A 20,444-nucleotide genomic window follows, 5' to 3' on the forward strand; every position below is an offset into this window, starting at 1 on the left:
GGCGCTTACGCGTTGAACGGCATGTTGAATGCTTTCAACAGGCTCTTCGCTTCAGCGTCGGTTTTCGCTGTGGTGGCAATTACGATATCCAGGCCCCAGACCTCGTCGACCTTGTCGAAATCGATTTCCGGGAACACGATGTGCTCTTTCATGCCCATGGCAAAGTTGCCCTGACCATCGAAAGAAGGCTTAACACCGCGGAAGTCACGAACGCGCGGCAGCGCGATGGTGATCAGGCGATCCAGGAATTCGTACATCCGATCACCGCGCAGGGTCACTTTCGCGCCCAGCGGCATGTCTTCACGGACGCGGAAACCCGCGATCGACTTCTTCGCCTTGGTTGCAACGGCCTTTTGACCAGCAATCGCAGTCAGATCTTCGACAGCAGCTTTGGCTTTCTTCGAGTCTTTGACCGCCTCAGCACCACAACCGATGTTCAGAACGATTTTGTCCAGCTTGGGCAGCTGCATGTCGTTCTTGTAGCCGAACTCTTCTTTCAGAGCGGCACGGATGGTTTCAACGTACTGAGCTTTCAGACGCGGGGTGTAGGTTGCGGAATCAAGCATCGATCACGTCCCCTGTGGTCTTGGCGAAGCGGACCTTCTTGTCACCTTCCATGCGGAAGCCAACGCGGGTTGCTTTACCGTTCTTGTCCAGCAGCGCCAGGTTCGACAGCTCGATCGGGTTTGCCTGAGGCAGGCGACCACCTTGCGAGGTTTGCGACTGACGTGTGTGACGGATGGCAATGTTGATGCCTTCGACAACAGCTTTACCGGCTTTGGGGTCAACCGAGGAAATGGTTCCCTCTTTGCCCTTGTCCTTGCCGGCCAGCACGACGACCTTGTCGCCTTTGCGGAGTTTAGCAGCCATGATTACAGCACCTCCGGAGCCAGCGAGATGATTTTCATGAAGTTCTTGCCGCGCAGTTCACGAACAACGGGGCCAAAGATACGTGTACCGACTGGCTCGTTGTTGTTGTTCAGGATGACGGCGGCGTTGCGATCAAAACGGATCGCGGTGCCGTCTTCGCGACGGACTTCCTTGGCGGTGCGTACGACGACGGCCTTACGGACGTCACCTTTCTTTACGCGGCCGCGCGGGATGGCTTCCTTCACCGAGACGACAATGATGTCGCCAACGGAGGCGTATTTACGCTTGGAACCACCCAGGACCTTGATGCACTGAACTCGGCGAGCGCCGGAGTTGTCAGCGACATCCAGATTGGTCTGCATCTGGATCATGTGGTTTCTCCCGACCTGTGGGGGCTGGTCTCGTTAGATCCCCCAGGGTTTCGACAAATGGGAAAATCCCGGAGGCTTACGCTTCCAGAACTTCCCAACGTTTCGTCTTCGATTTCGGCGCGCATTCGATGATGCGGACTGTGTCACCGACCTTGAAGGCGTTCTTTTCGTCGTGAGCCCGGTATTTCTTGGACTTACGAACGGTTTTGTGCAGCAGCGGGTGCTTGAAACGACGCTCAACCGAAACGGTTACGGTTTGCTCGTTGGCGTCGCTGGTGACCACGCCGGACAGGATACGCTTGGGCATAGGATTACTCCTCCGATGCCGCGGCAGCGGCCTTTTCGTTCAGAATGGTTTTGACGCGGGCAGCGTTGCGGCGAGCCGCTTTGATGCCAGCAGTGTTTTCCAGCTGACCGGTTGCCTGTTGAAAGCGCAGGTTAAAGCTTTCTTTCTTCAGGTTGGCCAGTTCCTCGCGGAGCTGGTCCGGGGTCTTGTCACGCAGTTCTTGGGCGTTCATCGCCTTTTTCCTTTGCTCAAAACACCAGAAGGCCCCCTGACAGGGTCACCTTGGACCTGGTGGATGAATGATAGACATGCGAATCCCCCGACTCGGCCGGGGGACTTGCAGGATGCCGCCGTATAAGGGTTTAAGCGGTGGGTGGCAAGAGGAAGTTGAAACGCACCCGCAAGACATAGAAACAAGACTAGTTCAAAGTCTGCCTACAAGCTTCCATCGCCTGGAAGACAACATAAAGTGTCGCGCCCAAAGTCGCGGCCAAAACCATTAGTTCAAGCACCGATTTATTGGCAAGCCCGCGAAATCCAAAAATCTCCAAAACAGTTTCGCGAATATCCCAATCTGTTCGATAGAATGTCAGAAAAGTAAGCAATGCAACTCCACCCCAAAGAACAGGGGTCGAAGCTTCGACAGCGTATTTTACGCAAGGATTAATCCCACTTGTAGTTAAAGCTAACACTGATCCGCTCTTCTTCCGCCATGTTCATCGGCACCTCGTGACGCAGCCAGCTTTCCCACAGCAACACATCCCCCACCTGCGGCTTCATATAGATGAACGGCTGCAAATCGCGCCGTCCGCCTTTGATCCGCGTCGGCGCGGCCATCATGCGGCCTGAGCGGGGGTCCTCCAGCTTCAGCGCGCTCGCCCCTTCGGGCATGGCCACATAGGTTGTGCCCGAGATCACACTGTGCGGGTGCAAATGGCTGGAGTGCATCCCACCCTCCGGTAGGATATTGATCCAAAGGTCCTCCAGCTTCAGCTCCCCCTCGCCCAGATCGAACTCCAGATCCTTGGCAAAGGCCGCGACGTGCTGATCCAGCGCCTTTACCAGATCGTTAAAGATCGGGAAGCGCCAGGGCAAATCGGTCAGCGAGGCGTAGCTGGTGTAGCCGGGATAGCCATTCTCTTCACACCATTCCTGCCCGGCTTCATCATCCTCGGCGATAACAAGACAGGAGTTTTCCAGCTCGCCCGCGTCGATCTTGGGATCGAACTCGGACAAAGCTGCGCGATAGAGACGGGTAACGAAGAGTGATTCAATCTGTGCCATGCCCCGGCTATATCCCAGCCGAAGCACAAGGGCGAGAGCAGCCGCCTCAGAAAAGCGGCTGCTCGGGTGCGATCTTTCGTTTGGCGCTTTAGTAGAAGTAGCGCAGCCAGAGATAGACGTTGGCGATCATCAGGGTCAGGATCATGATCGGGAACGCCATGAGCGCGAATTTGACAAAGCCAATCGGCTGCTTGGCCTTTTCGGCAAAGGCCGCAACCGTCAGGTTGGCGCTTGCACCCAGCAAGGTACCGTTACCGCCCAGACAGGCGCCCAGAGCCAGCGACCACCACAGAGGCTCGATCGCGTCAGGCCCGCCAAACGTGTCGGCAGTGGACTCGATCAGAGGGATCATCGTCGCCACGAAGGGGATGTTGTCCAGAATGGCCGACAAGATGCCCGAGGCCCAGAAGATGAAGAACGCGGTCCACATCATGTCGCCTTCGGTCAGCTCCAGTACTTTCTCGCCGAAGAATTCAAGCAGGCCGACATGCTCGACACCTGCAACGATGACAAACAGACCGCCGAAGAAGAAGATGGTGATCCACTCAACCTCGCCAAAGATGTGGTGAACGGATTCGGACTGTTCTTCTCCGTGCTGGTGCCCATAGGCCAACAGCATCAGCAGCGCGGCGCCAGCCAGCGCCGAGGTGCCCGGCTGGATGCCGTAGCCATGGCCAAGCGTGAAACCAAGCAGGGTCAGCGCCAGAACCGACAGGGATTTGATCATCAGACCGACATCGGTGATCGCTTCGTTTTCATTGAAACGCATGATCTTTTCGCAGGCCGATTTGGGGATGGCGGCCAGCGTGCGGCGGTTCATCAGGTAAATGATGCCAGTCAGCACCACCAGACAGATGGCCGAGATCGGCGCAAGATTGACCACGAAGTCATTGAAGCTGAGGCCCGCGGCCGAGCCGATGATGATGTTCGGCGGGTCACCAATCAAAGTGGCCGTACCGCCCACATTCGAGGCCAGAATCTCGGCGAAGAAGAACGGGTAAACGCGCGTTTCCAGTGCGTCCGTAATCAGCAGGGTAATCGGTGCGATCAGCAGAACAGTAGTCACGTTGTCCAGCAGAGCCGAGAACACCGCCGTGATCAGCGTCAGCATGATCAGGATGCCAGTCGGATTGGCCTTGACCACCTTTGCGGCCTTGATGGCGACGAATTGGAACAACCCACATTTACTGGTGATCCCGACGATCACCATCATGCCGATCAGCAGTGCCAAGGTGTTGGCATCAACGCCCGCGACGGCCTGTTCCTGGTTGATGATGCCGAACAGCACCATCAGCGATGCCCCCAGCATGGCCAAAATGGCGCGGTTTACTTTTTCGGTCACCAGGACGGCATAAACTGCAATCAGGATACCGGTGGCGACCCACAGAGGGTCAATCCCCAATAGCTGAGGAACGGAGAACGCGTGTTCTCCATGCGAAACGGAATGGTCGGTCAATGGTCTGATCCGGTCTTTAGGGGTTAGCTCAGCGCGTGATCAATCAACGAGTTCGGGCTGACAGAGCCGACGAAGCGATTGGTCTCGGGTTCCACGAGGAAAACGTGGCGTTTGAATTTGTGGATCAGGAAAATACCCTCCATCACCGGGGTATCGGGTGCGAGAACCGGGATGTTGGCTGGGTTCGACATGTGATCTCCGACCCGCTCTTCGTGCAAGCGCTTGATCTGTTCACTGATGTCTTCCTTGGTCAAATCCATAAAGCTGAGATGGCTGATTGCAACGCGCGACGTCTCATCGCTGACACCAATACGGGCCGCACGCGGCAGGATCATCTTGATCAGCGTGGGCGCGGTGAAAACGCCTTGGAAGCTACCGTCATCCCCCACCACCGGCAAGAACCGGGCGCGGCTGTCGCGGATGATCTCAAACGCCTTGGCGACTGTGTCATCGGGATGAATTGTCTTCTGTTTTTCAGGGGGGACCATGACGTCCCGGCAAGTAAGGCCCATACGTGTCCTCGGTCTTTCAGCGGGGTTTCAGAGCCAAGGCACGGTTCGTGCTCAAGCCGTATCGTAGGATGATCGACCCAAGCTCTGATTGAGAAGGTTTTGCGAGCGCTTCTTTTCACCAGATGAGAGAATATGCCACCCCTGAGCCCCATCTTTTTTGCAATGCCGGTATTGAATCTCGGAATTGGGCGCCTAACGGGTTTGCGAGAGGCCATAAACGAAAAAGCCCCCACCGATTGCTCGGCGGGGGCAATTCTGTTCGGGTTTCCCCGGACTGATTACCAGTCTTCGCGAACCACGACGCGAGTCTTGATCGGCAGCTTCATCGCGGCCAGGCGCAGGGCCTCGCGGGCGATGTCGTCATTGACGCCGTCGATCTCGAACATCACGCGACCAGGCTTGACTTTGCATGCCCAGCGGTCGACCGAACCTTTACCTTTACCCATACGAACTTCGATCGGCTTGGCCGTGACCGGAGTGTCGGGGAAGATGCGGATCCAGACGCGACCCTGACGCTTCATGTGACGCGTCATGGCACGACGTGCAGCTTCGATCTGGCGTGCAGTTACACGCTCAGGCTCAAGAGCTTTCAGGCCGTAGGTGCCAAAGTTCAGATCAGAGCCGCCCTTGGCGAGACCCTTGATCCGGCCTTTGTGCATCTTGCGGAATTTAGTACGCTTTGGTTGAAGCATATCTTTCCCTCCTTAGCGACGACCGCCACCAGCACCACGAGGTGCAGGGCCGTCCTGGAGTTCCTGTGCTTTACGGTCACGTGCCTGCGGATCGTGCTCCATGATCTCACCTTTGAAGATCCAGACCTTGATCCCGATGATCCCGTAGGGGGTCATCGCTTCGGCATGTGCGTAATCGATGTCGGCACGCAGAGTGTGCAGAGGCACGCGGCCTTCACGGTACCACTCGGTCCGTGCGATTTCGGCGCCGCCCAGACGACCAGCGACGTTCACCCGGATACCCAGGGCGCCCATGCGCATGGCGTTCTGAACCGAGCGCTTCATTGCGCGACGGAACGAAACACGACGTTCCAGCTGCTGAGCGATGGACTCGGCAACCAGCTGCGCGTCAAGCTCGGGCTTGCGCACTTCGACGATGTTCAGGTGCAGTTCGCTGTCGGTCATGCGAGCAAGCTTTTTGCGCAGAACTTCGATGTCTGCACCTTTCTTGCCGATGATGACACCGGGACGTGCTGTGTGGATCGTAACGCGGCACTTCTTGTGCGGACGTTCGATGATCACACGGGCAACACCGGCCTGCTTGCACTCTTTGTTGATGAACTCACGGATCTTGAGGTCTTCCAGCAGAAGATCACCGTAGTCCTTGGTGTCGGCGTACCAGCGGCTGTCCCAGGTGCGGTTGACCTGCAGGCGCATGCCGATCGGATTTACTTTATGACCCATTAGGCTTGCTCCTCAACTTGACGCACCTTGATGGTGATCTCCGAGAACGGCTTCATGATCTTGCCGAAACGGCCACGGGCACGCGGACGACCGCGCTTCATGACCAGGTTCTTGCCAACCCATGCTTCGGCGACGATCAGCTCGTCAACGTCCAGGTTGTGGTTGTTTTCGGCATTCGCGATTGCGGACTGCAGGCACTTCTTAACGTCCTGCGCGACACGCTTGTTGCTGAAAGTCAGGTCGGTCAGAGCCTTCTCGACTTTCTTGCCGCGGATCATTTGCGCAACCAGGTTCAGTTTCTGCGGGCTGGTGCGAAGCATGCGCGTTTTCGCCATTGCTTCGTTTTCAGCCACGCGGCGGGGGTTCTTTTCCTTGCCCATGACTTACTTCCGCTTCGCTTTTTTGTCTGCGGCGTGGCCATAATAGGTGCGGGTCGGCGAGTATTCACCGAACTTCTGACCGATCATGTCTTCCGAGACGTTGACGGGAATGTGCTTCTGGCCGTTGTACACACCAAAGGTCAGACCCACGAACTGGGGCAGAATGGTGGAACGACGCGACCAGATTTTGATGACTTCGTTGCGGCCCGACTCGCGCGCTGCTTCGGCTTTTTTCAGCACGTAAGCATCGACGAAAGGACCCTTCCAAACAGAGCGAGACATAGATTAACGTCCCTTCTTCTTGGCGTGCCGCGAGCGGATGATCAGCTTCTGGGACGCTTTGTTCTTGTTACGGGTACGCTTACCCTTGGTGTCCTTACCCCACGGCGTAACCGGCGTTCGGCCACCCGAGGTACGACCTTCACCACCACCGTGCGGGTGATCGATCGGGTTCATTGCAACACCACGAACCGACGGACGAACGCCCTTGTGGCGCATACGACCGGCTTTACCGAGGTTTTGGTTCGAGTTGTCGGGGTTGGACACAGCACCGATGGTGGCCATGCATTCCTGACGGACCATGCGAAGCTCGCCCGAGCTCAGACGGATCTGAGCGTAGCCGCCATCGCGACCAACGAATTGCGCGTAAGTACCGGCCGCACGTGCGATCTGACCGCCTTTGCCAGGCTTCATCTCGATGTTGTGGACGATGGTACCGATGGGCATACCCGAGAACGGCATTGCGTTGCCCGGCTTGATGTCGGCCTTGGCGGATGCCACGACTTTGTCACCAACAGCCAGACGCTGCGGAGCCAGGATATATGCCTGCTCGCCGTCTTCGTATTTCACCAGTGCGATGAATGCGGTCCGGTTCGGGTCATATTCGATCCGCTCGACGGTTGCCGCGACATCAAATTTGTTCCGTTTGAAGTCAACGATCCGGTAGAGACGCTTTGCGCCACCGCCGCGGCGGCGTGAAGTGATCCGTCCGGTGTTGTTCCGGCCGCCCGATTTGGTCAAACCCTCAGTGAGAGACTTGACCGGACGTCCTTTCCAAAGCTCCGAACGGTCGATCAGCACCAGCCCGCGCTGGCCCGGCGTCGTCGGCTTGTACGACTTGAGTGCCATGCTTTCTGTCTTCCGTTTAGCAAGTGCAGGGGCTTTCCCTGCTATGTGATAGGCCCCCGTAGGTGCCCGAGGTGAAGGGCCCCGAAGGTCCCCGGTTACAAATATCAGAGGCCCCGGAACGAATCCGAGGCCGCAAGATTGGGAGCGTGTAACAGGGTTGGGGGTGGGTGTCTATAGGTGGTTCCAGATTAAAACTTGTATTGAAGATCCAAACTCAGTGGGCTGACGCTTTACTAAGCAACAACACTGTTTGGTAGTCGCGAACGACAGCCCTCAAGAATACTTCACTACAACGAATTTCTGGCTTCAGACCGTTACTTTGACTGGCACTTTTTATTTAGCTTTGCCAACATCGACAAGCATTCGACTTTTTTGAATTACAAAGGGCAAGACCACCGTGGATAAAGTCTTCCATGTCTTCGTAAGTTCGACATATCTCGATCTTGTAGATGAGCGCAAAAAGGTAAGCGAAGCAGTAGCCAAAGCTGGATACGTAGCCGAGGGAATGGAAATATTCCCAGCCTCAAGTCAGAAACAGATGGACTTCATAAAACGTGTAATCGACCGGTGCGACTATTACATTCTGATTGTTGCTGGCAGGTACGGTTCGCGAGATGATGATGGGTTGAGCTATACCGAAAAAGAGTTTCGGTACGCCTCAAGCAAAGGAATTCCGGTATTAACCTTCCTTCGCAGTGACTGCGAAACTTTGCCATCGAACATGGTTGACACAAGCGCGGAACAAATTCTGGCACTTCAGAACTTCAAAGAGTATCTGCAATCAAACTCTGTTGTTGACTACTGGTCCGGTTCGGATGAATTGGCTACTAAATCTCTTGCGGCTTTGTCTCAAGCGAGAGTTTCACACGAGGGAACTGGCTGGATTCGTGCCAATCGCGCCGCAGGAGAAGAGCTACTGGAAGAAGTTAACAATCTCCGAAAACAAAACTCTGAGATGGAAAAGAAGTTGCTCGAGTTCGAGGCGAAGCCGAATCTGGATGGGATCAACCTTGCAGGGTTGGACGATGACTTTACATTCGAGTTTCTCGCAAAACACTCTCGTTATGCAAACTTAAAACAAACCGTTACAATGCCATGGAGAGCAATCTTGGGGGCGATTGGCCCCAGCTTTCGCACGCCATCAAATACCAGTGGCATTAAGTATCAATTTGATAAAAAAGTTCTTGAGTACTCCGGGCTTTCAGATGGCTACTCGCCTGTTATCGACATAACAATCAAACAACAAATCCTAATGCAAATGGAAGCGCTTGGGTTGATGTCAGCTGCCGAGTATCAGTTGAAAAACGGCGGCAGCGCGATCTTTCACAAACTTACTCCTCAGGGCTTGCAAACGATGTTAGCAGAAAACGTAGCTGTAGTGTCTACCAAAGCCTAGCCACTAAGTTAACAAAAAACCCAGCTTTCGCGGGGGCCCTTATCTCTCTCCAAAGATGGGTTCGATCAGCCGCCAATGGACAAGTCAATGGTGCTGCCCTCATCCAGGGTCACATATGCTTCATTGACGTCGGGAACTTCCCAAGCACGGAATAAAGCCGCCGCGCCAGCGACTGCCCGTCCCGGCGGGCTGGCGCTTTGGGGACGTTTGCGCCTCGCTAGGAATTCGGATGTCTTTGGCAACATAAAGCGCACTGATCACGCGTTGCAGCGCCATCCCACGGGCAGTCTCCGGCGCGGCTTGCGCGCTTATCCGAGGGACCGCCTGCGGCAAAGCGGCTCGGACTCCACCGCGATCCTCTGCTTGAGCTTGATATGCCCCAGCACCTCGCGAAAGGCGCGGTGTTTGGGTTTGCCTTCCAGATAATCCGCCAGTTTGAGCAGGTTGATTGGGTGCTTCGCAATCAGCGCCTCGATCCGCCGCACCGCGTCGTCCAACTCATAGTGATCCACGTACTGACAGGCCACCTGCGTGGGCGTCAGCAGGCAGTAATCTTGCGGGCGTTTCTCGGTATAGCGCGCGATGTCGAAAGGCGACGCGCCGAGGGCGTGGAACTTGGGGATGTGCACGCGCATATCGGCCTCGGCGTGCTCCAGCACCGTACCAGAAGTCTGACGAAACCCCAGCGCACCAAGCTTGCCAACCACATGCTTGCGCATCGCCGGAGAGATCATATCCACATCCGCCCGGTCATATTTCAGATCATCGAAAACCGACAGCAGCCCCAGCTTTTCATCAGCGATCTGAAAATAAGGCTCAGCACTGAACGCCCGCATCTTCTCCAGCACCTGCGCACGCACAGTTTCAGGGTCTGAAACGAAATCGGCCCCGGCGGGTTGAACCGCCGAGGCCGTGAATAGTCGCAGTAAGCGTCGGATCAAAGACCGGTGCTCACGTCGATTGTGTTACCCTCTTCCAGGGTCACATATGCTTTTTTGACGTCTTTCCGACGGCCCAGCTGGCCGCGGAACCGCTTGACCTTGCCTTTGGTCACGGTGGTGTTCACCGCTTTGACCTTCACACCAAACAGCGCCTCAACGGCCTCTTTGATTTGCGGCTTGTTGCTGTCGATCGCCACCTCAAAAACAACCGCGCCGTTTTCGGACGCCATGGTCGACTTTTCGGTGATGATCGGCTTGCGGATCACGTCGTAGTGTTCTGCCTTCGCGCTCATTTCAGACGAGCCTCCAGTGCTTCGACAGCCGCTTTGGTGAGCACCAGAGTGTCACGCTTGAGGATGTCATAGACGTTTGCGCCCATCGTCGGCAGGATATCCAGACCTTCGATGTTCTTGGACGCTTTCAGGAACCCTTCGTTCACGGTCGCGCCGTCGATGACCAGAGCACGTTTCCAGCCCAGGTTTGCAACCTGTTTGGCCAGAGCAGCAGTCTTGCCTTCGGCTTCGGCGTTCTCGATCACAACCAGTTCACCTGCCTTGGCTTTGGCCGACAGAGCGTGGCGCAGGCCAAGCTTGCGGAACTTCTTGGGCAGATCGTGGCCGTGCGAACGCACGACGGGGCCTTTGTAGATACCACCACCACGGAAGATCGGCGCGTTGCGGTCACCATGGCGTGCGCCACCGGTGCCCTTCTGGCGATAGATCTTCTTGGTCGAGTAGCTGGTTTCCGAGCGGGTCTTGACCTTGTGGGTGCCGGCCTGCGCGTTGTTGCGCTGCCAACGGACCACACGGTGCAGGATGTCCGCACGCGGCTCGAGACCGAACAGATCGGCGTTCAGCTCGATGTCGCCGGCTTTGCCGCCGTCCAGTTTGATTACATCAAGTTTCATGCTTCACCACCTTCCGCGGGAGCTTCTTCCGCAGGTGCTTCGGTTGCAGCCGATTTCACAGCAGCTGGGAAAGGCAGGCCTTCCGGTGCTTTCTTCTTCACGGCGTCCTTGACGGTGACCCAGCCCGATTTCGGTCCGGGAACGGCGCCTTTGATGAAGACCAGGTTCCGGTCGGCGTCGGTTTTGACGACTTCCAGGTTCTGGGTGGTTACACGAGCAGCACCCATGTGACCGGCCATCTTCTTGCCTTTGAAAACCTTGCCCGGGTCCTGACACTGACCGGTTGAACCGTGCGAACGGTGGCTGATCGAAACACCGTGCGAGGCGCGCAGACCACCAAAGTTCCAACGCTTCATCGCACCGGCAAAGCCTTTACCGATCGAGGTACCCGAAACGTCAACTTTCTGACCTTCCAGGAAGTGTTCTGCCGAAATCTCGGCACCTACTTCGATCAGGCCATCTTCGGAGACGCGGAACTCGGCCAGCTTACGCTTGGGCTCAACCTTTGCAGCGGCATAGTGACCGCGCATGGCTTTCGAGGTGCGTTTTGCCTTGGCGGCGCCGGCGCCCAGCTGAACGGCGGTGTAGCCGTCTTTGTCAGCGGTACGCTGTGCAACGACCTGCAGGTTTTCCAGGTGAAGAACGGTCACAGGGATCTGCTTGCCGTCTTCCATGAACAGGCGGGTCATGCCGACTTTTTTTGCGATAATACCAGAGCGCATAATCTATACCCTCCGATCTTACGACTGCAGCTTGATCTCGACGTCCACACCAGCAGCGAGGTCGAGCTTCATCAGCGCGTCAACGGTCTGGGGGGTCGGATCAACGATGTCGAGCAGACGCTTGTGCGTACGGATCTCGAACTGGTCGCGGGATTTCTTGTCAACGTGAGGGCCACGGAGAACCGTGAACTTCTCAATCTTGTTCGGCAGCGGGATCGGGCCGCGCACGTTCGCGCCGGTCCGCTTGGCAGTGTTGACGATCTCTTGCGTGCTGGCATCCAGAACGCGATAGTCAAATGCCTTCAGCCGAATACGGATGTTTTGGCTTTGCATATTAACAGCCTTTTTTAGGCGTTGAGGTTGAGAGGAGGACAGACGCGCATCGCCAACCCTCTTCGAACCCAAAAGGCGGGAATCACCCCGCCTAGACGTTCTTATCGAGAACTCGCGCGTATTAGTGGGGTTGGTGGGGTTTGGCAAGGGGTTTGTTGGCTTTGTCCCACCTCAAAGAGCGACACGACCCAGCACCAAGAACTGACCTTCAGGACCAACTTCGCAACAAGAACGCGCTAAAGAATTATGGGCGAGGTGTAAAGCCAACACGCGACAATTGAGCATTCAGAGAAAACCGACTTGGTCTGGAAGGTTTTCACCCCACGCTACAGTGAATACGCTGGTTGACGACACAGGTTCTGGACGTGCTTTAGCGCTTCAGATTCTGTTAGGCTGCTCGGCAAGCCGGACGTTGAACCGCTTACGCTCGCGGCTAAACTCACTGATATCACAGTCGACTTCCTGGTCGTCGTCACTAAGGATCGCAGCACGCATGTCCTCCAGATCCTTGCTGTGAAGGATTTGTGTTCCATAGTTCAAGAATTCAAAACCTAACATGATTTCCTCCTGATCGCGTCAGCGGATCGGCCTGCGCACGCCCCGCTTTTTGTTTCAGATCACATGTGGGTTTCCTGTCTTTGGGTGAAGTGGAGTTTGGATTAAGAAACCTCAATCCGTTTTGCCCTTAACGACGGCGAACTTTCCAAGCGTCATCTCGGTTCGAACACGTTTTGGCCCACCCCGGAACCGTATAGCTCAAACGAAAAAGGGCGTCCCGAGGGACGCCCTTTCCGTCTGATCATTCGCTTGCGCGACTTATTCAGTGATTTTCGACACAACGCCGGCGCCGACGGTGCGGCCGCCTTCGCGGATCGCGAAACGCAGGCCCTGCTCCATCGCGATCGGCGCGATCAGCTCAACGCCGAACGACACGTTGTCGCCGGGCATGACCATCTCGGTGCCTTCCGCCAGGGTCACGGTGCCGGTCACGTCAGTTGTACGGAAGTAGAACTGAGGACGGTAGTTCGCGAAGAACGGAGTGTGACGACCGCCTTCTTCCTTGGTCAGGATGTAGGCTTCGGCTTCGAACTTGGTGTGCGGTGTAACCGAACCCGGCTTACACAGAACCTGGCCACGCTCAACGCCGTCACGGTCAACACCACGCAGCAGCGCGCCGATGTTGTCGCCTGCTTCACCGCGGTCCAGCAGCTTGCGGAACATTTCAACGCCGGTGCAGGTGGTTTTCGAAGTGTCGCGGATGCCGACGATTTCGATCTCGTCACCAACGTTGATCACGCCACGCTCAACACGGCCGGTCACAACGGTACCACGACCCGAGATCGAGAACACGTCTTCGATCGGCATCAGGAACGGCTGGTCAACAGCACGCTCAGGGGTGTCGATGTACTCATCAACAGCCGCCATCAGTTCCTTGATCTTCTCTTCACCGATCTCAGGCTTGTTGCCTTCCATCGCGGCCAGAGCCGAACCTGCGATGATCGGAATATCGTCGCCAGGGTATTCGTAGCTGGACAGCAGTTCGCGAACTTCCATCTCAACCAGTTCCAGCAGCTCTTCGTCGTCAACCTGGTCAACTTTGTTCAGGAACACGACCATCTTCGGGATGCCAACCTGGCGGCCCAGCAGGATGTGCTCGCGGGTCTGCGGCATCGGGCCGTCAGCGGCGTTCACAACCAGGATCGCGCCGTCCATCTGAGCAGCACCAGTGATCATGTTCTTGACGTAGTCGGCGTGGCCGGGGCAGTCAACGTGCGCGTAGTGGCGGTTCTCGGTCTCGTATTCCACGTGGGCGGTCGAGATGGTGATGCCGCGCGCTTTCTCTTCCGGCGCACCGTCAATCTGGTCATACGCTTTGAAGTCACCAAAATACTTGGTGATCGCTGCGGTCAGCGTCGTCTTACCATGGTCAACGTGCCCAATCGTGCCGATGTTGACGTGCGGTTTTGTACGCTCAAACTTTTCCTTTGCCATGATGGCCTCCTTTTTCGGTAATGAAGGGAGCGTGATACCCACGCTCCCTCAAATCTTTGGTTATGCGTATTTCGCCTGGATCTCGTCCGAGATGTTCTGCGGAACCGGATCGTAGTGGTCGAACTGCATTGTGAACTGGGCACGGCCCGACGACATCGAACGCAGAGTGTTGATGTAGCCGAACATGTTCGCCAGCGGAACGAACGCATCGATCGCGATCGCGTTGCCGCGCGGTTCCTGACCAGACACTTGGCCACGACGCGAGGTCAGGTCGCCGATGATACCGCCGGTGTATTCTTCCGGGGTGATCACTTCGACCTTCATGATCGGTTCCAGCAGTTTCGCGCCAGCTTTGCGCATGCCTTCACGCATACACATACGGGCTGCGATTTCGAACGCCAGAACGCTCGAGTCAACGTCGTGGAACTTACCGTCCAGCAGGGCAACCTTGAAGTCGATCACAGGGAAGCCAGCCAGAGGGCCGCTGTCCATAACCGACTGGATGCCCTTTTCGACACCCGGGATGTATTCCTTCGGAACGGCACCACCAACGATGCGGCTTTCGAACGAATAACCTTCGCCCGGCTCGGTCGGGGTGATCTCGAGTTTAACCTCACCGAACTGACCCGAACCACCCGACTGTTTCTTGTGGGTGTAGGTGTGCTCGACCGGCATCGAGATGGTTTCACGATAGGCCACCTGCGGTGCACCAATGTTCGCTTCAACCTTGAACTCGCGCTTCAGACGGTCAACCAGGATGTCCAGGTGAAGTTCGCCCATGCCCTTCATGATGGTCTGACCCGATTCCAGGTCGGTTTCCACACGGAAGGACGGGTCTTCGGCGGCCAGACGGGCCAGACCCTGGGACATCTTCTCTTGGTCGCCCTTGGTTTTGGGCTCAACCGCGATCTCGATCACCGGATCGGGGAAGGTCATGGTTTCCAGAACCACCGGCTCTTTCGCGTCACACAGGGTGTCACCGGTGGTGGTGTCTTTCAGACCCGCCAGCGCGATAATGTCTCCTGCAAACGCTTCTTCGATCTCTTCCCGGTTGTTCGAGTGCATCATCATCATACGACCGATGCGCTCTTTCTTACCTTTGGTCGAGTTCAGGATCGAGTCACCTTTGTTCATGGTGCCCGAGTAGATCCGAGTGAAGGTCAGCGAGCCAACAAAGGGGTCGTTCATGATTTTGAACGCCAGACCCGAGAAGGCCATGTCGTCGTCTGCACGACGGGCGATGTCACGAACTTCTTCTTCGTCGCCGGGTTTGAAGCCCATGTAATCAACAACGTCCAGCGGGCTGGGCAGATAGTCGATCACCGCGTTGAGCAGAGGCTGAACGCCTTTGTTCTTGAACGCCGAACCACCCAGAACCGGAACGAACGCGATGTCCAGCGTACCTTTGCGCAGCAGGGCGCGCAGGGTCGGAACGTCGGGCTCATTGCCTTCCAGGTATTCCATCATCGCGTCGTCGTCCATTTCGACGGCCGCTTCGATCATCTTGCCGCGCCATTCGTCAGCCATGTCTTTCAGGCTGTCGCGGATTGGAGCTTTGATCCAGCTTGCGCCCAGATCTTCGCCCTGCCACAGCCACTCTTCCATGGTGACCAGGTCGATCAGACCTTCCAGCTCAGACTCGGCGCCGATCGGAATACCAACCGGAACAGCGCGTGCGCCGGTGCGGTCTTCGATCATGCGGACACAGTTGAAGAAGTCTGCGCCGATCTTATCCATCTTGTTGACGAAAACCATACGCGGAACTTTGTAGCGGTCAGCCTGACGCCACACGGTTTCGGTCTGGGGCTCAACACCTGCGTTTGCGTCCAGAACGCAGACGGCACCGTCGAGAACCGCCAGCGAACGCTCAACTTCGATGGTGAAGTCAACGTGGCCGGGGGTGTCGATGATGTTCAGGCGGTGCTTGGGGGTATCGGCGGTTTGACCGTCCTCGGTGCGCTCCCAGAAAGTGGTGGTCGCAGCCGAAGTGATGGTGATGCCGCGTTCCTGCTCCTGCTCCATCCAGTCCATGGTGGCTGCACCATCGTGCACCTCACCGATGTTGTGGGATTTACCAGTGTAATACAGGATACGCTCCGAGCAGGTGGTCTTACCTGCGTCGATGTGCGCCATGATACCGAAGTTACGGTATAGTTCGAGCGGATATTCGCGTGCCATTTTTGATAAGCCTCTGAATTACCAACGGTAGTGGCTGAAGGCTTTGTTCGCCTCGGCCATCTTGTGGGTGTCTTCGCGCTTCTTCACGGCGGTACCGCGGGACTGTACAGCGTCCAGCAGCTCGCCGGCGAGGCGTTCTTCCATGGTGTTTTCGTTGCGGCCACGCGCAGCAGTGATCAGCCAGCGGATGGCCAGTGCTTCGCGGCGCTCGGGGCGCACTTCGACCGGAACCTGATAGGTTGCACCACCAACCCGGCGCGAGCGAACCTCAACCGACGGTTTGATGTTGTCGAGCGCCTCGTGGAACACTTCGACAGGTGCGCGCTTGATCTTGTTCTCAACGCGGTCAAAGGCGTTGTAAACGATGCGCTCTGCAACCGACTTCTTGCCGTCGATCATCAGGTTGTTCATGAATTTGGTCAGTACCTTATCGCCAAATTTGGCGTCAGGCAGGACTTCGCGTTTTTCGGCGGCGTGACGACGTGACATATCAGCCTCTCCTTCTTACTTGGGACGCTTCGCGCCGTATTTCGAACGACGTTGCTTACGATCTTTGACGCCCTGAGTATCCAGAACACCGCGCAGGATGTGGTAACGCACACCGGGAAGGTCTTTTACACGGCCACCACGGATCAGAACAACCGAGTGTTCCTGCAGGTTGTGGCTTTCACCGGGGATGTACGAGATGACCTCGAAACCGTTGGTCAGGCGCACCTTGGCAACCTTACGCATAGCCGAGTTCGGCTTCTTCGGTGTGGTTGTATATACACGTGTGCAGACGCCGCGTTTCTGCGGGCACTGCTCCAGGTGCATGGACTTCGAGCGTTTTACTTTGGGCTGCCGCGGCTTGCGGATCAGCTGTTGAATAGTTGGCATTCCGGTTTCTTCCCCGTTTTGCAACACACATGACATGCACGCGCATTGCGTGCGGTTAAATTTGCTGCACTTATGCGTCCACAAGCGCAAAATCCGCGAGCGTTCCCATTCCGAGGTGAACGTCGCGGTTGGTTATCAGAGGACGCGAACTGCAAAATTGTCCGGGTCTTGACCAGTTCATTACTGAAATCGGTTTTGGGGCGGCCCCCGGTACCGAGATGACGCGCGTAATAGGGGGAGTCGGCCCAAGTGTCAACAGCACTTACCCCAGTGCGCAAAACTGGCCGGATTGCGCTGTGATATCAACGATTGCGGACACCGGCCAGCCTCTTCCGGCGTTGCGGGTACAGGGATAGCCCGGCATAGTGCGCGCAGAACAATTATGCGATGGATGACAGATGCAGGTAATCGGCCTTTGCCGCTTTTCCTTTCCGGCCCTTGGCAGCTTTCAGACCGAACATGAAACCCTTGATGATCGGCGTCGTCACCTCTACAGCCCTGCCCGTCTGGAAGAGAGATTCCGGCTGTTCGAATCCTCGACCCTGCCCTGTTTTCGCGAACACACCGACGAGGATTTCGAGCTGCTGGTGGTGACCGGAGACTGCCTGCCGAAAGATGCCTATGACCGGCTGCACGACCTGACAGCAGATGTGAAACAGGTCCGGATCGTTCAGGAATCGCCTCGGGCCGACAAATCGCATCGCCATATCATGAAAGATATCCTGAACGCGGCCCGCAAGGACCCGGCTCAGCCTTGCATCCAATTCCGCCACGACGATGACGACGCGGTATCCGTGGATTTCGTTGAACGTCTGCGCGAATCCGCCCACGACAGCAAGGGCCTGATGGAGCGCAACACCATTGTCGGCATTGATTTCAACCAAGGCTTCTTCGCCCGGCTGAATGCCGATGGGATCACGGCGAAACCGACGCATAAACCGCTTTTGGGCGTGGGTCTTGGGATGCATATCGCAGGCGGCTGCAAACAGACGATCATCAGCTTTACCCATCATCGCATGGGCCGCTTCATGCCCATCGTCAGCTATACCGATGCACCAATGTGGGTGCGTTCGCTCAACGGGTTCAACGACTCACGCGGGGCTCGCAACTATGACCGCGAACTCTCGGCCCTCAGCCCCGAGCTTGAGGGAGAGTTCATCGCCCGTTTTGCCATTGATCAAAGCATCGTCCGGCAGGTTCACGGCGCGCCCTGAGTTGTCCTTTCGCGGAACAGGGTAAACAAGCCAGCCCCGACAACCAGCCCGGCGCCGAACAAGGTCACCGCATCAGGCCATTCGCCAAACACCACCCAGCCCAGCCCCAAGGCCCAAATCAGGCTGGAGTATCGGAAAGGGGCGATAAACCCAACCTCGCCTTCTCGCATCACCATCACGCTGCATAGATATCCGATCAGGACAAATGCAGCCGCCGAGGCCACCAGAACAGCATTGCCGCCGGACAGGTTGACCCAGCCCTCAAACGTCGACACCAAACCCGCCGCGACCGAGATCGACAGCGAAGTGGCAAGGGTCACCACCAGTGATGGAACCTGCGGTGACATGCGCCGGGTGATCAAGTCTCGGATCGTCACCGAGACCACGGCCAGCAACGCATAGATCGCATAGACGCTGAACCCGTCGGGCCCGGGCCGTACGATCAGCAGCATGCCCATGAACCCGACAACAATCGCCATGATGCGACGCCAGCCGATATGTTCCGAAAAAAACAGGACCGCCCCCAGCGTCACGGTCAACGGCAATACCTGAAGAACCGCAGTCACATTCGCCAACGGCATGTTCTTGAGAGCGGTCAGGAAGAAGAATGTCGCGGAAAGCTCGGCAACACAGCGAATTGAGACCAACCATTTGTCGTGCCGCGAAAAATTCAGATGCAACGCTCCAAGATGGCGCGCCAACCCGTAAACAAGCAGAGTCGCCAAAGCCCCTCGGATCGCAACCAACTGAAACAAGGGCAGTTCTCGCAGCGCGATTTTTACCAGCGTGTCATTCACTGTAAATGCGGCCATGCTGGCCATCATCAGCAGCGCGCCTTTAACATTCGGACTCATTCAAACAATACTCGGCCTTCAAACAATGGCGGTATTCACGCTTCAATCGGGCGCAAAGTCAATTCGCGCGTCTCAATCCAAAAAATTTTTTCACGAAGAGCAACTGTAACCGGTTGTTTTCCAGTCGCTTCAGTCCGTCATCTGAGCCGATGGCGTCGATTTGGAGATCGCGATCTCCTCATCTGTCATCTCTTCCTCCACCCCTTCGAACAACGGGGTCGAAAGATACCGTTCACCGGTATCTGGAAGCATCACCAGCATCACCGATCCGTCCGGCGCGGTCTCAGCCAGTTTCATAGCCACCGCAAATGTGGACCCGCCCGATATGCCGGTGAAAATCCCCTCTTCCGCAGCCAAACGGCGCGACCAGGCAATACCGTCTGCGCCGGGCACAGGGATCAACTCATCATAGAAGCCGTTGTCTATGGCCTCCTGCAGGACCCAAGGAATGAAATCAGGCGTCCAACCCTGGATCGGATGCGGTTCGAAATTTGGATGGCTTTCGGTCGGCTGGTGCGTGTCGTTGCGGGTATTCACATAGCCTGACGAGACAATGGCCGCATTCGCAGGTTCCGTCAGGATAATCTTTGTCTCCGGGCGTTCTTTTCTTAGAACCCGCGCCACGCCGGAGACGGTCCCGCCGGTGCCATAGCCCGTCACCCAATAGTCGAGCCTTTGCCCGTCGAAATCCGCCAGAATCTCTCGCGCGGTGGTGTTTTCATGAATGTCGGCATTGGCCGCGGTTTCAAACTGGCTGGCGAGGAACCAGCCATTCTGTTCGGCCAGTTCCTTGGCTTTGGTATACATGCCGAACCCTTTCTGGGCGCGCGGTGTCAAGACAACCTTGGCCCCCAGGAACCGCATCAGCTTGCGCCGCTCGACCGAGAAACTGTCGGCCATGGTCACAACCAATGGATAACCCTTGGCCGCGCAGACCATCGCCAACCCGATCCCGGTATTGCCCGAGGTTGCCTCGACAACCGTTTGACCCGGTTTCAGCCGACCGTCTCGCTCGGCCGCTTCTATGATGTTCAGCGCCAGGCGGTCCTTGACGGAACTGGCCGGGTTGAAGGCTTCGAACTTCACGTAAACAGTCACGTTTGAGGGCGCGATTCTGTTGATGCGCACGCAGGGCGTGTCTCCGACAGTGTCCAGAATGCTGTCATACAGGCGCTTGCGCCCTTGCGTTTGCCGAGTTGTCATGGCGGCCGCCTCCTCTGCTTTGCGCAACCATGCCACAAACCGGGTCACATTGATAATTTTCTTTGCGACAGCGCACTTCGGGGGGCGCAAACAAAAAGGCCCCGCGAAATCGCAGGGCCTTTTCTA

General features: G+C 56.6%; 27 protein-coding genes. 2 read left to right on the forward strand and 25 right to left on the reverse strand.

Going from position 1 to position 20,444, the window contains the following annotated elements; genetic code table 11:
- Window positions 1-5: 5 nt before the first annotated feature.
- The 13 genes from rplE to rplB all read right to left on the reverse strand — a co-directional run bounded on the left by rplE (window position 6) and on the right by rplB (window position 7,702).
- A complete protein-coding gene (gene rplE / locus ACXAH8_RS20045; protein ID WP_170356680.1) occupies window positions 6-566 on the reverse strand; it encodes a 50S ribosomal protein L5 in 561 nt (186 codons plus the stop codon).
- The gene (gene rplX / locus ACXAH8_RS20050) at window positions 559-870 is read right to left on the reverse strand and encodes a 50S ribosomal protein L24 (RefSeq protein ID WP_068340764.1); all 312 of its coding nucleotides are present in this window, start codon (window positions 868-870) and stop codon (window positions 559-561) included. The genes rplE and rplX overlap by 8 nt, the downstream gene beginning before the upstream one ends.
- 2 nt (window positions 871-872) lie before the next feature.
- The gene (rplN, locus tag ACXAH8_RS20055; protein WP_008757934.1) at window positions 873-1,241 is read right to left on the reverse strand and encodes a 50S ribosomal protein L14; all 369 of its coding nucleotides are present in this window, start codon (window positions 1,239-1,241) and stop codon (window positions 873-875) included.
- Between the two features lie 76 nt (window positions 1,242-1,317).
- Window positions 1,318-1,548 carry a 30S ribosomal protein S17 gene (gene rpsQ, locus ACXAH8_RS20060; protein WP_152459158.1) on the reverse strand — a complete coding sequence of 77 codons (231 nt, stop codon included), beginning with the start codon at window positions 1,546-1,548 and terminating at the stop codon, window positions 1,318-1,320.
- Window positions 1,549-1,552: 4 nt separating this feature from the next.
- Window positions 1,553-1,759, reverse strand: coding sequence for a 50S ribosomal protein L29 (gene rpmC / locus ACXAH8_RS20065; RefSeq protein ID WP_010437082.1), 207 nt, complete (start codon window positions 1,757-1,759; stop codon window positions 1,553-1,555).
- A 431-nt stretch (window positions 1,760-2,190) separates the two neighbouring features.
- A complete protein-coding gene (locus tag ACXAH8_RS20070) occupies window positions 2,191-2,811 on the reverse strand; it encodes a 2OG-Fe(II) oxygenase family protein (protein ID WP_475220362.1) in 621 nt (206 codons plus the stop codon).
- Between the two features lie 88 nt (window positions 2,812-2,899).
- Window positions 2,900-4,267 carry an ArsB/NhaD family transporter gene (locus tag ACXAH8_RS20075; protein WP_170380523.1) on the reverse strand — a complete coding sequence of 456 codons (1,368 nt, stop codon included), beginning with the start codon at window positions 4,265-4,267 and terminating at the stop codon, window positions 2,900-2,902.
- Window positions 4,268-4,290: 23 nt separating this feature from the next.
- The gene (locus ACXAH8_RS20080) at window positions 4,291-4,755 is read right to left on the reverse strand and encodes a CBS domain-containing protein (RefSeq protein ID WP_170380522.1); all 465 of its coding nucleotides are present in this window, start codon (window positions 4,753-4,755) and stop codon (window positions 4,291-4,293) included.
- Between the two features lie 302 nt (window positions 4,756-5,057).
- Window positions 5,058-5,471, reverse strand: coding sequence for a 50S ribosomal protein L16 (rplP, locus tag ACXAH8_RS20085; RefSeq protein ID WP_058283513.1), 414 nt, complete (start codon window positions 5,469-5,471; stop codon window positions 5,058-5,060).
- 12 nt (window positions 5,472-5,483) lie between these two features.
- Window positions 5,484-6,194, reverse strand: coding sequence for a 30S ribosomal protein S3 (gene rpsC / locus ACXAH8_RS20090; RefSeq protein ID WP_008758042.1), 711 nt, complete (start codon window positions 6,192-6,194; stop codon window positions 5,484-5,486).
- Entirely contained in the window at window positions 6,194-6,574 is a 381-nt protein-coding gene (rplV, locus tag ACXAH8_RS20095; RefSeq protein WP_039538267.1) for a 50S ribosomal protein L22, read from the reverse strand. Before rplV ends, rpsC begins: the two co-directional genes overlap by 1 nt.
- Before the next feature lie 3 nt (window positions 6,575-6,577).
- Window positions 6,578-6,856, reverse strand: a complete 279-nt coding sequence (gene rpsS / locus ACXAH8_RS20100) for a 30S ribosomal protein S19 (RefSeq protein ID WP_005980699.1) — start codon at window positions 6,854-6,856, stop codon at window positions 6,578-6,580.
- Between the two features lie 3 nt (window positions 6,857-6,859).
- A complete protein-coding gene (rplB, locus tag ACXAH8_RS20105) occupies window positions 6,860-7,702 on the reverse strand; it encodes a 50S ribosomal protein L2 (protein ID WP_120633917.1) in 843 nt (280 codons plus the stop codon).
- 397 nt (window positions 7,703-8,099) lie between these two features.
- Here rplB and ACXAH8_RS20110 point away from each other — a divergent pair, with 397 nt between their 5' ends.
- Window positions 8,100-9,098, forward strand: a complete 999-nt coding sequence (locus ACXAH8_RS20110; RefSeq protein WP_475220363.1) for a DUF4062 domain-containing protein — start codon at window positions 8,100-8,102, stop codon at window positions 9,096-9,098.
- 308 nt (window positions 9,099-9,406) lie between these two features.
- Here ACXAH8_RS20110 and ACXAH8_RS20115 read toward each other — a convergent pair whose 3' ends face one another.
- The 10 genes from ACXAH8_RS20115 to rpsL all read right to left on the reverse strand — a co-directional run bounded on the left by ACXAH8_RS20115 (window position 9,407) and on the right by rpsL (window position 17,047).
- Complete coding sequence (locus ACXAH8_RS20115) at window positions 9,407-10,039, reverse strand: hypothetical protein (protein ID WP_475220364.1); 633 nt, start codon at window positions 10,037-10,039, stop codon at window positions 9,407-9,409.
- A complete protein-coding gene (locus ACXAH8_RS20120) occupies window positions 10,036-10,332 on the reverse strand; it encodes a 50S ribosomal protein L23 (RefSeq protein ID WP_008757532.1) in 297 nt (98 codons plus the stop codon). The genes ACXAH8_RS20115 and ACXAH8_RS20120 overlap by 4 nt, the downstream gene beginning before the upstream one ends.
- Window positions 10,329-10,946 carry a 50S ribosomal protein L4 gene (gene rplD / locus ACXAH8_RS20125; protein ID WP_170463489.1) on the reverse strand — a complete coding sequence of 206 codons (618 nt, stop codon included), beginning with the start codon at window positions 10,944-10,946 and terminating at the stop codon, window positions 10,329-10,331. The genes ACXAH8_RS20120 and rplD overlap by 4 nt, the downstream gene beginning before the upstream one ends.
- A complete protein-coding gene (rplC, locus tag ACXAH8_RS20130; protein ID WP_475220365.1) occupies window positions 10,943-11,668 on the reverse strand; it encodes a 50S ribosomal protein L3 in 726 nt (241 codons plus the stop codon). Before rplC ends, rplD begins: the two co-directional genes overlap by 4 nt.
- Window positions 11,669-11,686: 18 nt before the next feature.
- Window positions 11,687-12,001: a 30S ribosomal protein S10 gene (rpsJ, locus tag ACXAH8_RS20135; protein ID WP_008756422.1), complete on the reverse strand. Its 315-nt coding sequence runs from the start codon at window positions 11,999-12,001 to the stop codon at window positions 11,687-11,689.
- A gap of 378 nt (window positions 12,002-12,379) precedes the next feature.
- The gene (locus ACXAH8_RS20140) at window positions 12,380-12,559 is read right to left on the reverse strand and encodes a hypothetical protein (RefSeq protein WP_475220366.1); all 180 of its coding nucleotides are present in this window, start codon (window positions 12,557-12,559) and stop codon (window positions 12,380-12,382) included.
- Between the two features lie 258 nt (window positions 12,560-12,817).
- Window positions 12,818-13,993, reverse strand: coding sequence for an elongation factor Tu (gene tuf, locus ACXAH8_RS20145; RefSeq protein WP_170381019.1), 1,176 nt, complete (start codon window positions 13,991-13,993; stop codon window positions 12,818-12,820).
- A gap of 60 nt (window positions 13,994-14,053) precedes the next feature.
- A complete protein-coding gene (gene fusA, locus ACXAH8_RS20150) occupies window positions 14,054-16,171 on the reverse strand; it encodes an elongation factor G (protein WP_170666004.1) in 2,118 nt (705 codons plus the stop codon).
- Between the two features lie 18 nt (window positions 16,172-16,189).
- The gene (gene rpsG / locus ACXAH8_RS20155) at window positions 16,190-16,660 is read right to left on the reverse strand and encodes a 30S ribosomal protein S7 (protein WP_039529242.1); all 471 of its coding nucleotides are present in this window, start codon (window positions 16,658-16,660) and stop codon (window positions 16,190-16,192) included.
- Between the two features lie 15 nt (window positions 16,661-16,675).
- On the reverse strand, window positions 16,676-17,047 hold the full coding sequence (gene rpsL, locus ACXAH8_RS20160) for a 30S ribosomal protein S12 (RefSeq protein ID WP_005621086.1): 372 nt from the start codon (window positions 17,045-17,047) through the stop codon (window positions 16,676-16,678).
- Window positions 17,048-17,445: 398 nt separating this feature from the next.
- Here rpsL and ACXAH8_RS20165 point away from each other — a divergent pair, with 398 nt between their 5' ends.
- Complete coding sequence (locus tag ACXAH8_RS20165; protein ID WP_475220367.1) at window positions 17,446-18,261, forward strand: putative rhamnosyl transferase; 816 nt, start codon at window positions 17,446-17,448, stop codon at window positions 18,259-18,261.
- Here the strand turns inward: ACXAH8_RS20165 and ACXAH8_RS20170 are convergent.
- Together ACXAH8_RS20170 and cysK are read right to left on the reverse strand one after the other, a co-directional pair.
- Complete coding sequence (locus tag ACXAH8_RS20170) at window positions 18,246-19,115, reverse strand: DMT family transporter (protein ID WP_475220368.1); 870 nt, start codon at window positions 19,113-19,115, stop codon at window positions 18,246-18,248. The two genes, ACXAH8_RS20165 and ACXAH8_RS20170, sit on opposite strands and share 16 nt — an antisense overlap.
- Before the next feature lie 129 nt (window positions 19,116-19,244).
- Complete coding sequence (gene cysK / locus ACXAH8_RS20175) at window positions 19,245-20,318, reverse strand: cysteine synthase A (RefSeq protein ID WP_475220369.1); 1,074 nt, start codon at window positions 20,316-20,318, stop codon at window positions 19,245-19,247.
- Between the last annotated feature and the right edge of the window lie 126 nt (window positions 20,319-20,444).

The sequence above is a fragment of the Ruegeria sp. ABV3_008 genome (genome assembly GCF_056161185.1).

Bases quoted from the DNA above. Each gene is read 5' to 3' on its own strand.
- rplE (WP_170356680.1), bottom strand. From the start codon at position 566: ATGCTTGATTCCGCAACCTACACCCCGCGTCTGAAAGCTCAGTACGTT.
- rplX (WP_068340764.1), bottom strand. From the start codon at position 870: ATGGCTGCTAAACTCCGCAAAGGCGACAAGGTCGTCGTGCTGGCCGGC.
- rplN (WP_008757934.1), bottom strand. From the start codon at position 1,241: ATGATCCAGATGCAGACCAATCTGGATGTCGCTGACAACTCCGGCGCT.
- rpsQ (WP_152459158.1), bottom strand. From the start codon at position 1,548: ATGCCCAAGCGTATCCTGTCCGGCGTGGTCACCAGCGACGCCAACGAG.
- rpmC (WP_010437082.1), bottom strand. From the start codon at position 1,759: ATGAACGCCCAAGAACTGCGTGACAAGACCCCGGACCAGCTCCGCGAG.
- ACXAH8_RS20070 (WP_475220362.1), bottom strand. From the start codon at position 2,811: ATGGCACAGATTGAATCACTCTTCGTTACCCGTCTCTATCGCGCAGCT.
- ACXAH8_RS20080 (WP_170380522.1), bottom strand. From the start codon at position 4,755: ATGGTCCCCCCTGAAAAACAGAAGACAATTCATCCCGATGACACAGTC.
- rplP (WP_058283513.1), bottom strand. From the start codon at position 5,471: ATGCTTCAACCAAAGCGTACTAAATTCCGCAAGATGCACAAAGGCCGG.
- rpsC (WP_008758042.1), bottom strand. From the start codon at position 6,194: ATGGGTCATAAAGTAAATCCGATCGGCATGCGCCTGCAGGTCAACCGC.
- rplV (WP_039538267.1), bottom strand. From the start codon at position 6,574: ATGGGCAAGGAAAAGAACCCCCGCCGCGTGGCTGAAAACGAAGCAATG.
- rpsS (WP_005980699.1), bottom strand. From the start codon at position 6,856: ATGTCTCGCTCTGTTTGGAAGGGTCCTTTCGTCGATGCTTACGTGCTG.
- rplB (WP_120633917.1), bottom strand. From the start codon at position 7,702: ATGGCACTCAAGTCGTACAAGCCGACGACGCCGGGCCAGCGCGGGCTG.
- ACXAH8_RS20120 (WP_008757532.1), bottom strand. From the start codon at position 10,332: ATGAGCGCGAAGGCAGAACACTACGACGTGATCCGCAAGCCGATCATC.
- rplD (WP_170463489.1), bottom strand. From the start codon at position 10,946: ATGAAACTTGATGTAATCAAACTGGACGGCGGCAAAGCCGGCGACATC.
- rplC (WP_475220365.1), bottom strand. From the start codon at position 11,668: ATGCGCTCTGGTATTATCGCAAAAAAAGTCGGCATGACCCGCCTGTTC.
- rpsJ (WP_008756422.1), bottom strand. From the start codon at position 12,001: ATGCAAAGCCAAAACATCCGTATTCGGCTGAAGGCATTTGACTATCGC.
- ACXAH8_RS20140 (WP_475220366.1), bottom strand. From the start codon at position 12,559: ATGTTAGGTTTTGAATTCTTGAACTATGGAACACAAATCCTTCACAGC.
- tuf (WP_170381019.1), bottom strand. From the start codon at position 13,993: ATGGCAAAGGAAAAGTTTGAGCGTACAAAACCGCACGTCAACATCGGC.
- fusA (WP_170666004.1), bottom strand. From the start codon at position 16,171: ATGGCACGCGAATATCCGCTCGAACTATACCGTAACTTCGGTATCATG.
- rpsG (WP_039529242.1), bottom strand. From the start codon at position 16,660: ATGTCACGTCGTCACGCCGCCGAAAAACGCGAAGTCCTGCCTGACGCC.
- rpsL (WP_005621086.1), bottom strand. From the start codon at position 17,047: ATGCCAACTATTCAACAGCTGATCCGCAAGCCGCGGCAGCCCAAAGTA.
- ACXAH8_RS20165 (WP_475220367.1), top strand. From the start codon at position 17,446: ATGCAGGTAATCGGCCTTTGCCGCTTTTCCTTTCCGGCCCTTGGCAGC.
- ACXAH8_RS20170 (WP_475220368.1), bottom strand. From the start codon at position 19,115: ATGAGTCCGAATGTTAAAGGCGCGCTGCTGATGATGGCCAGCATGGCC.
- cysK (WP_475220369.1), bottom strand. From the start codon at position 20,318: ATGACAACTCGGCAAACGCAAGGGCGCAAGCGCCTGTATGACAGCATT.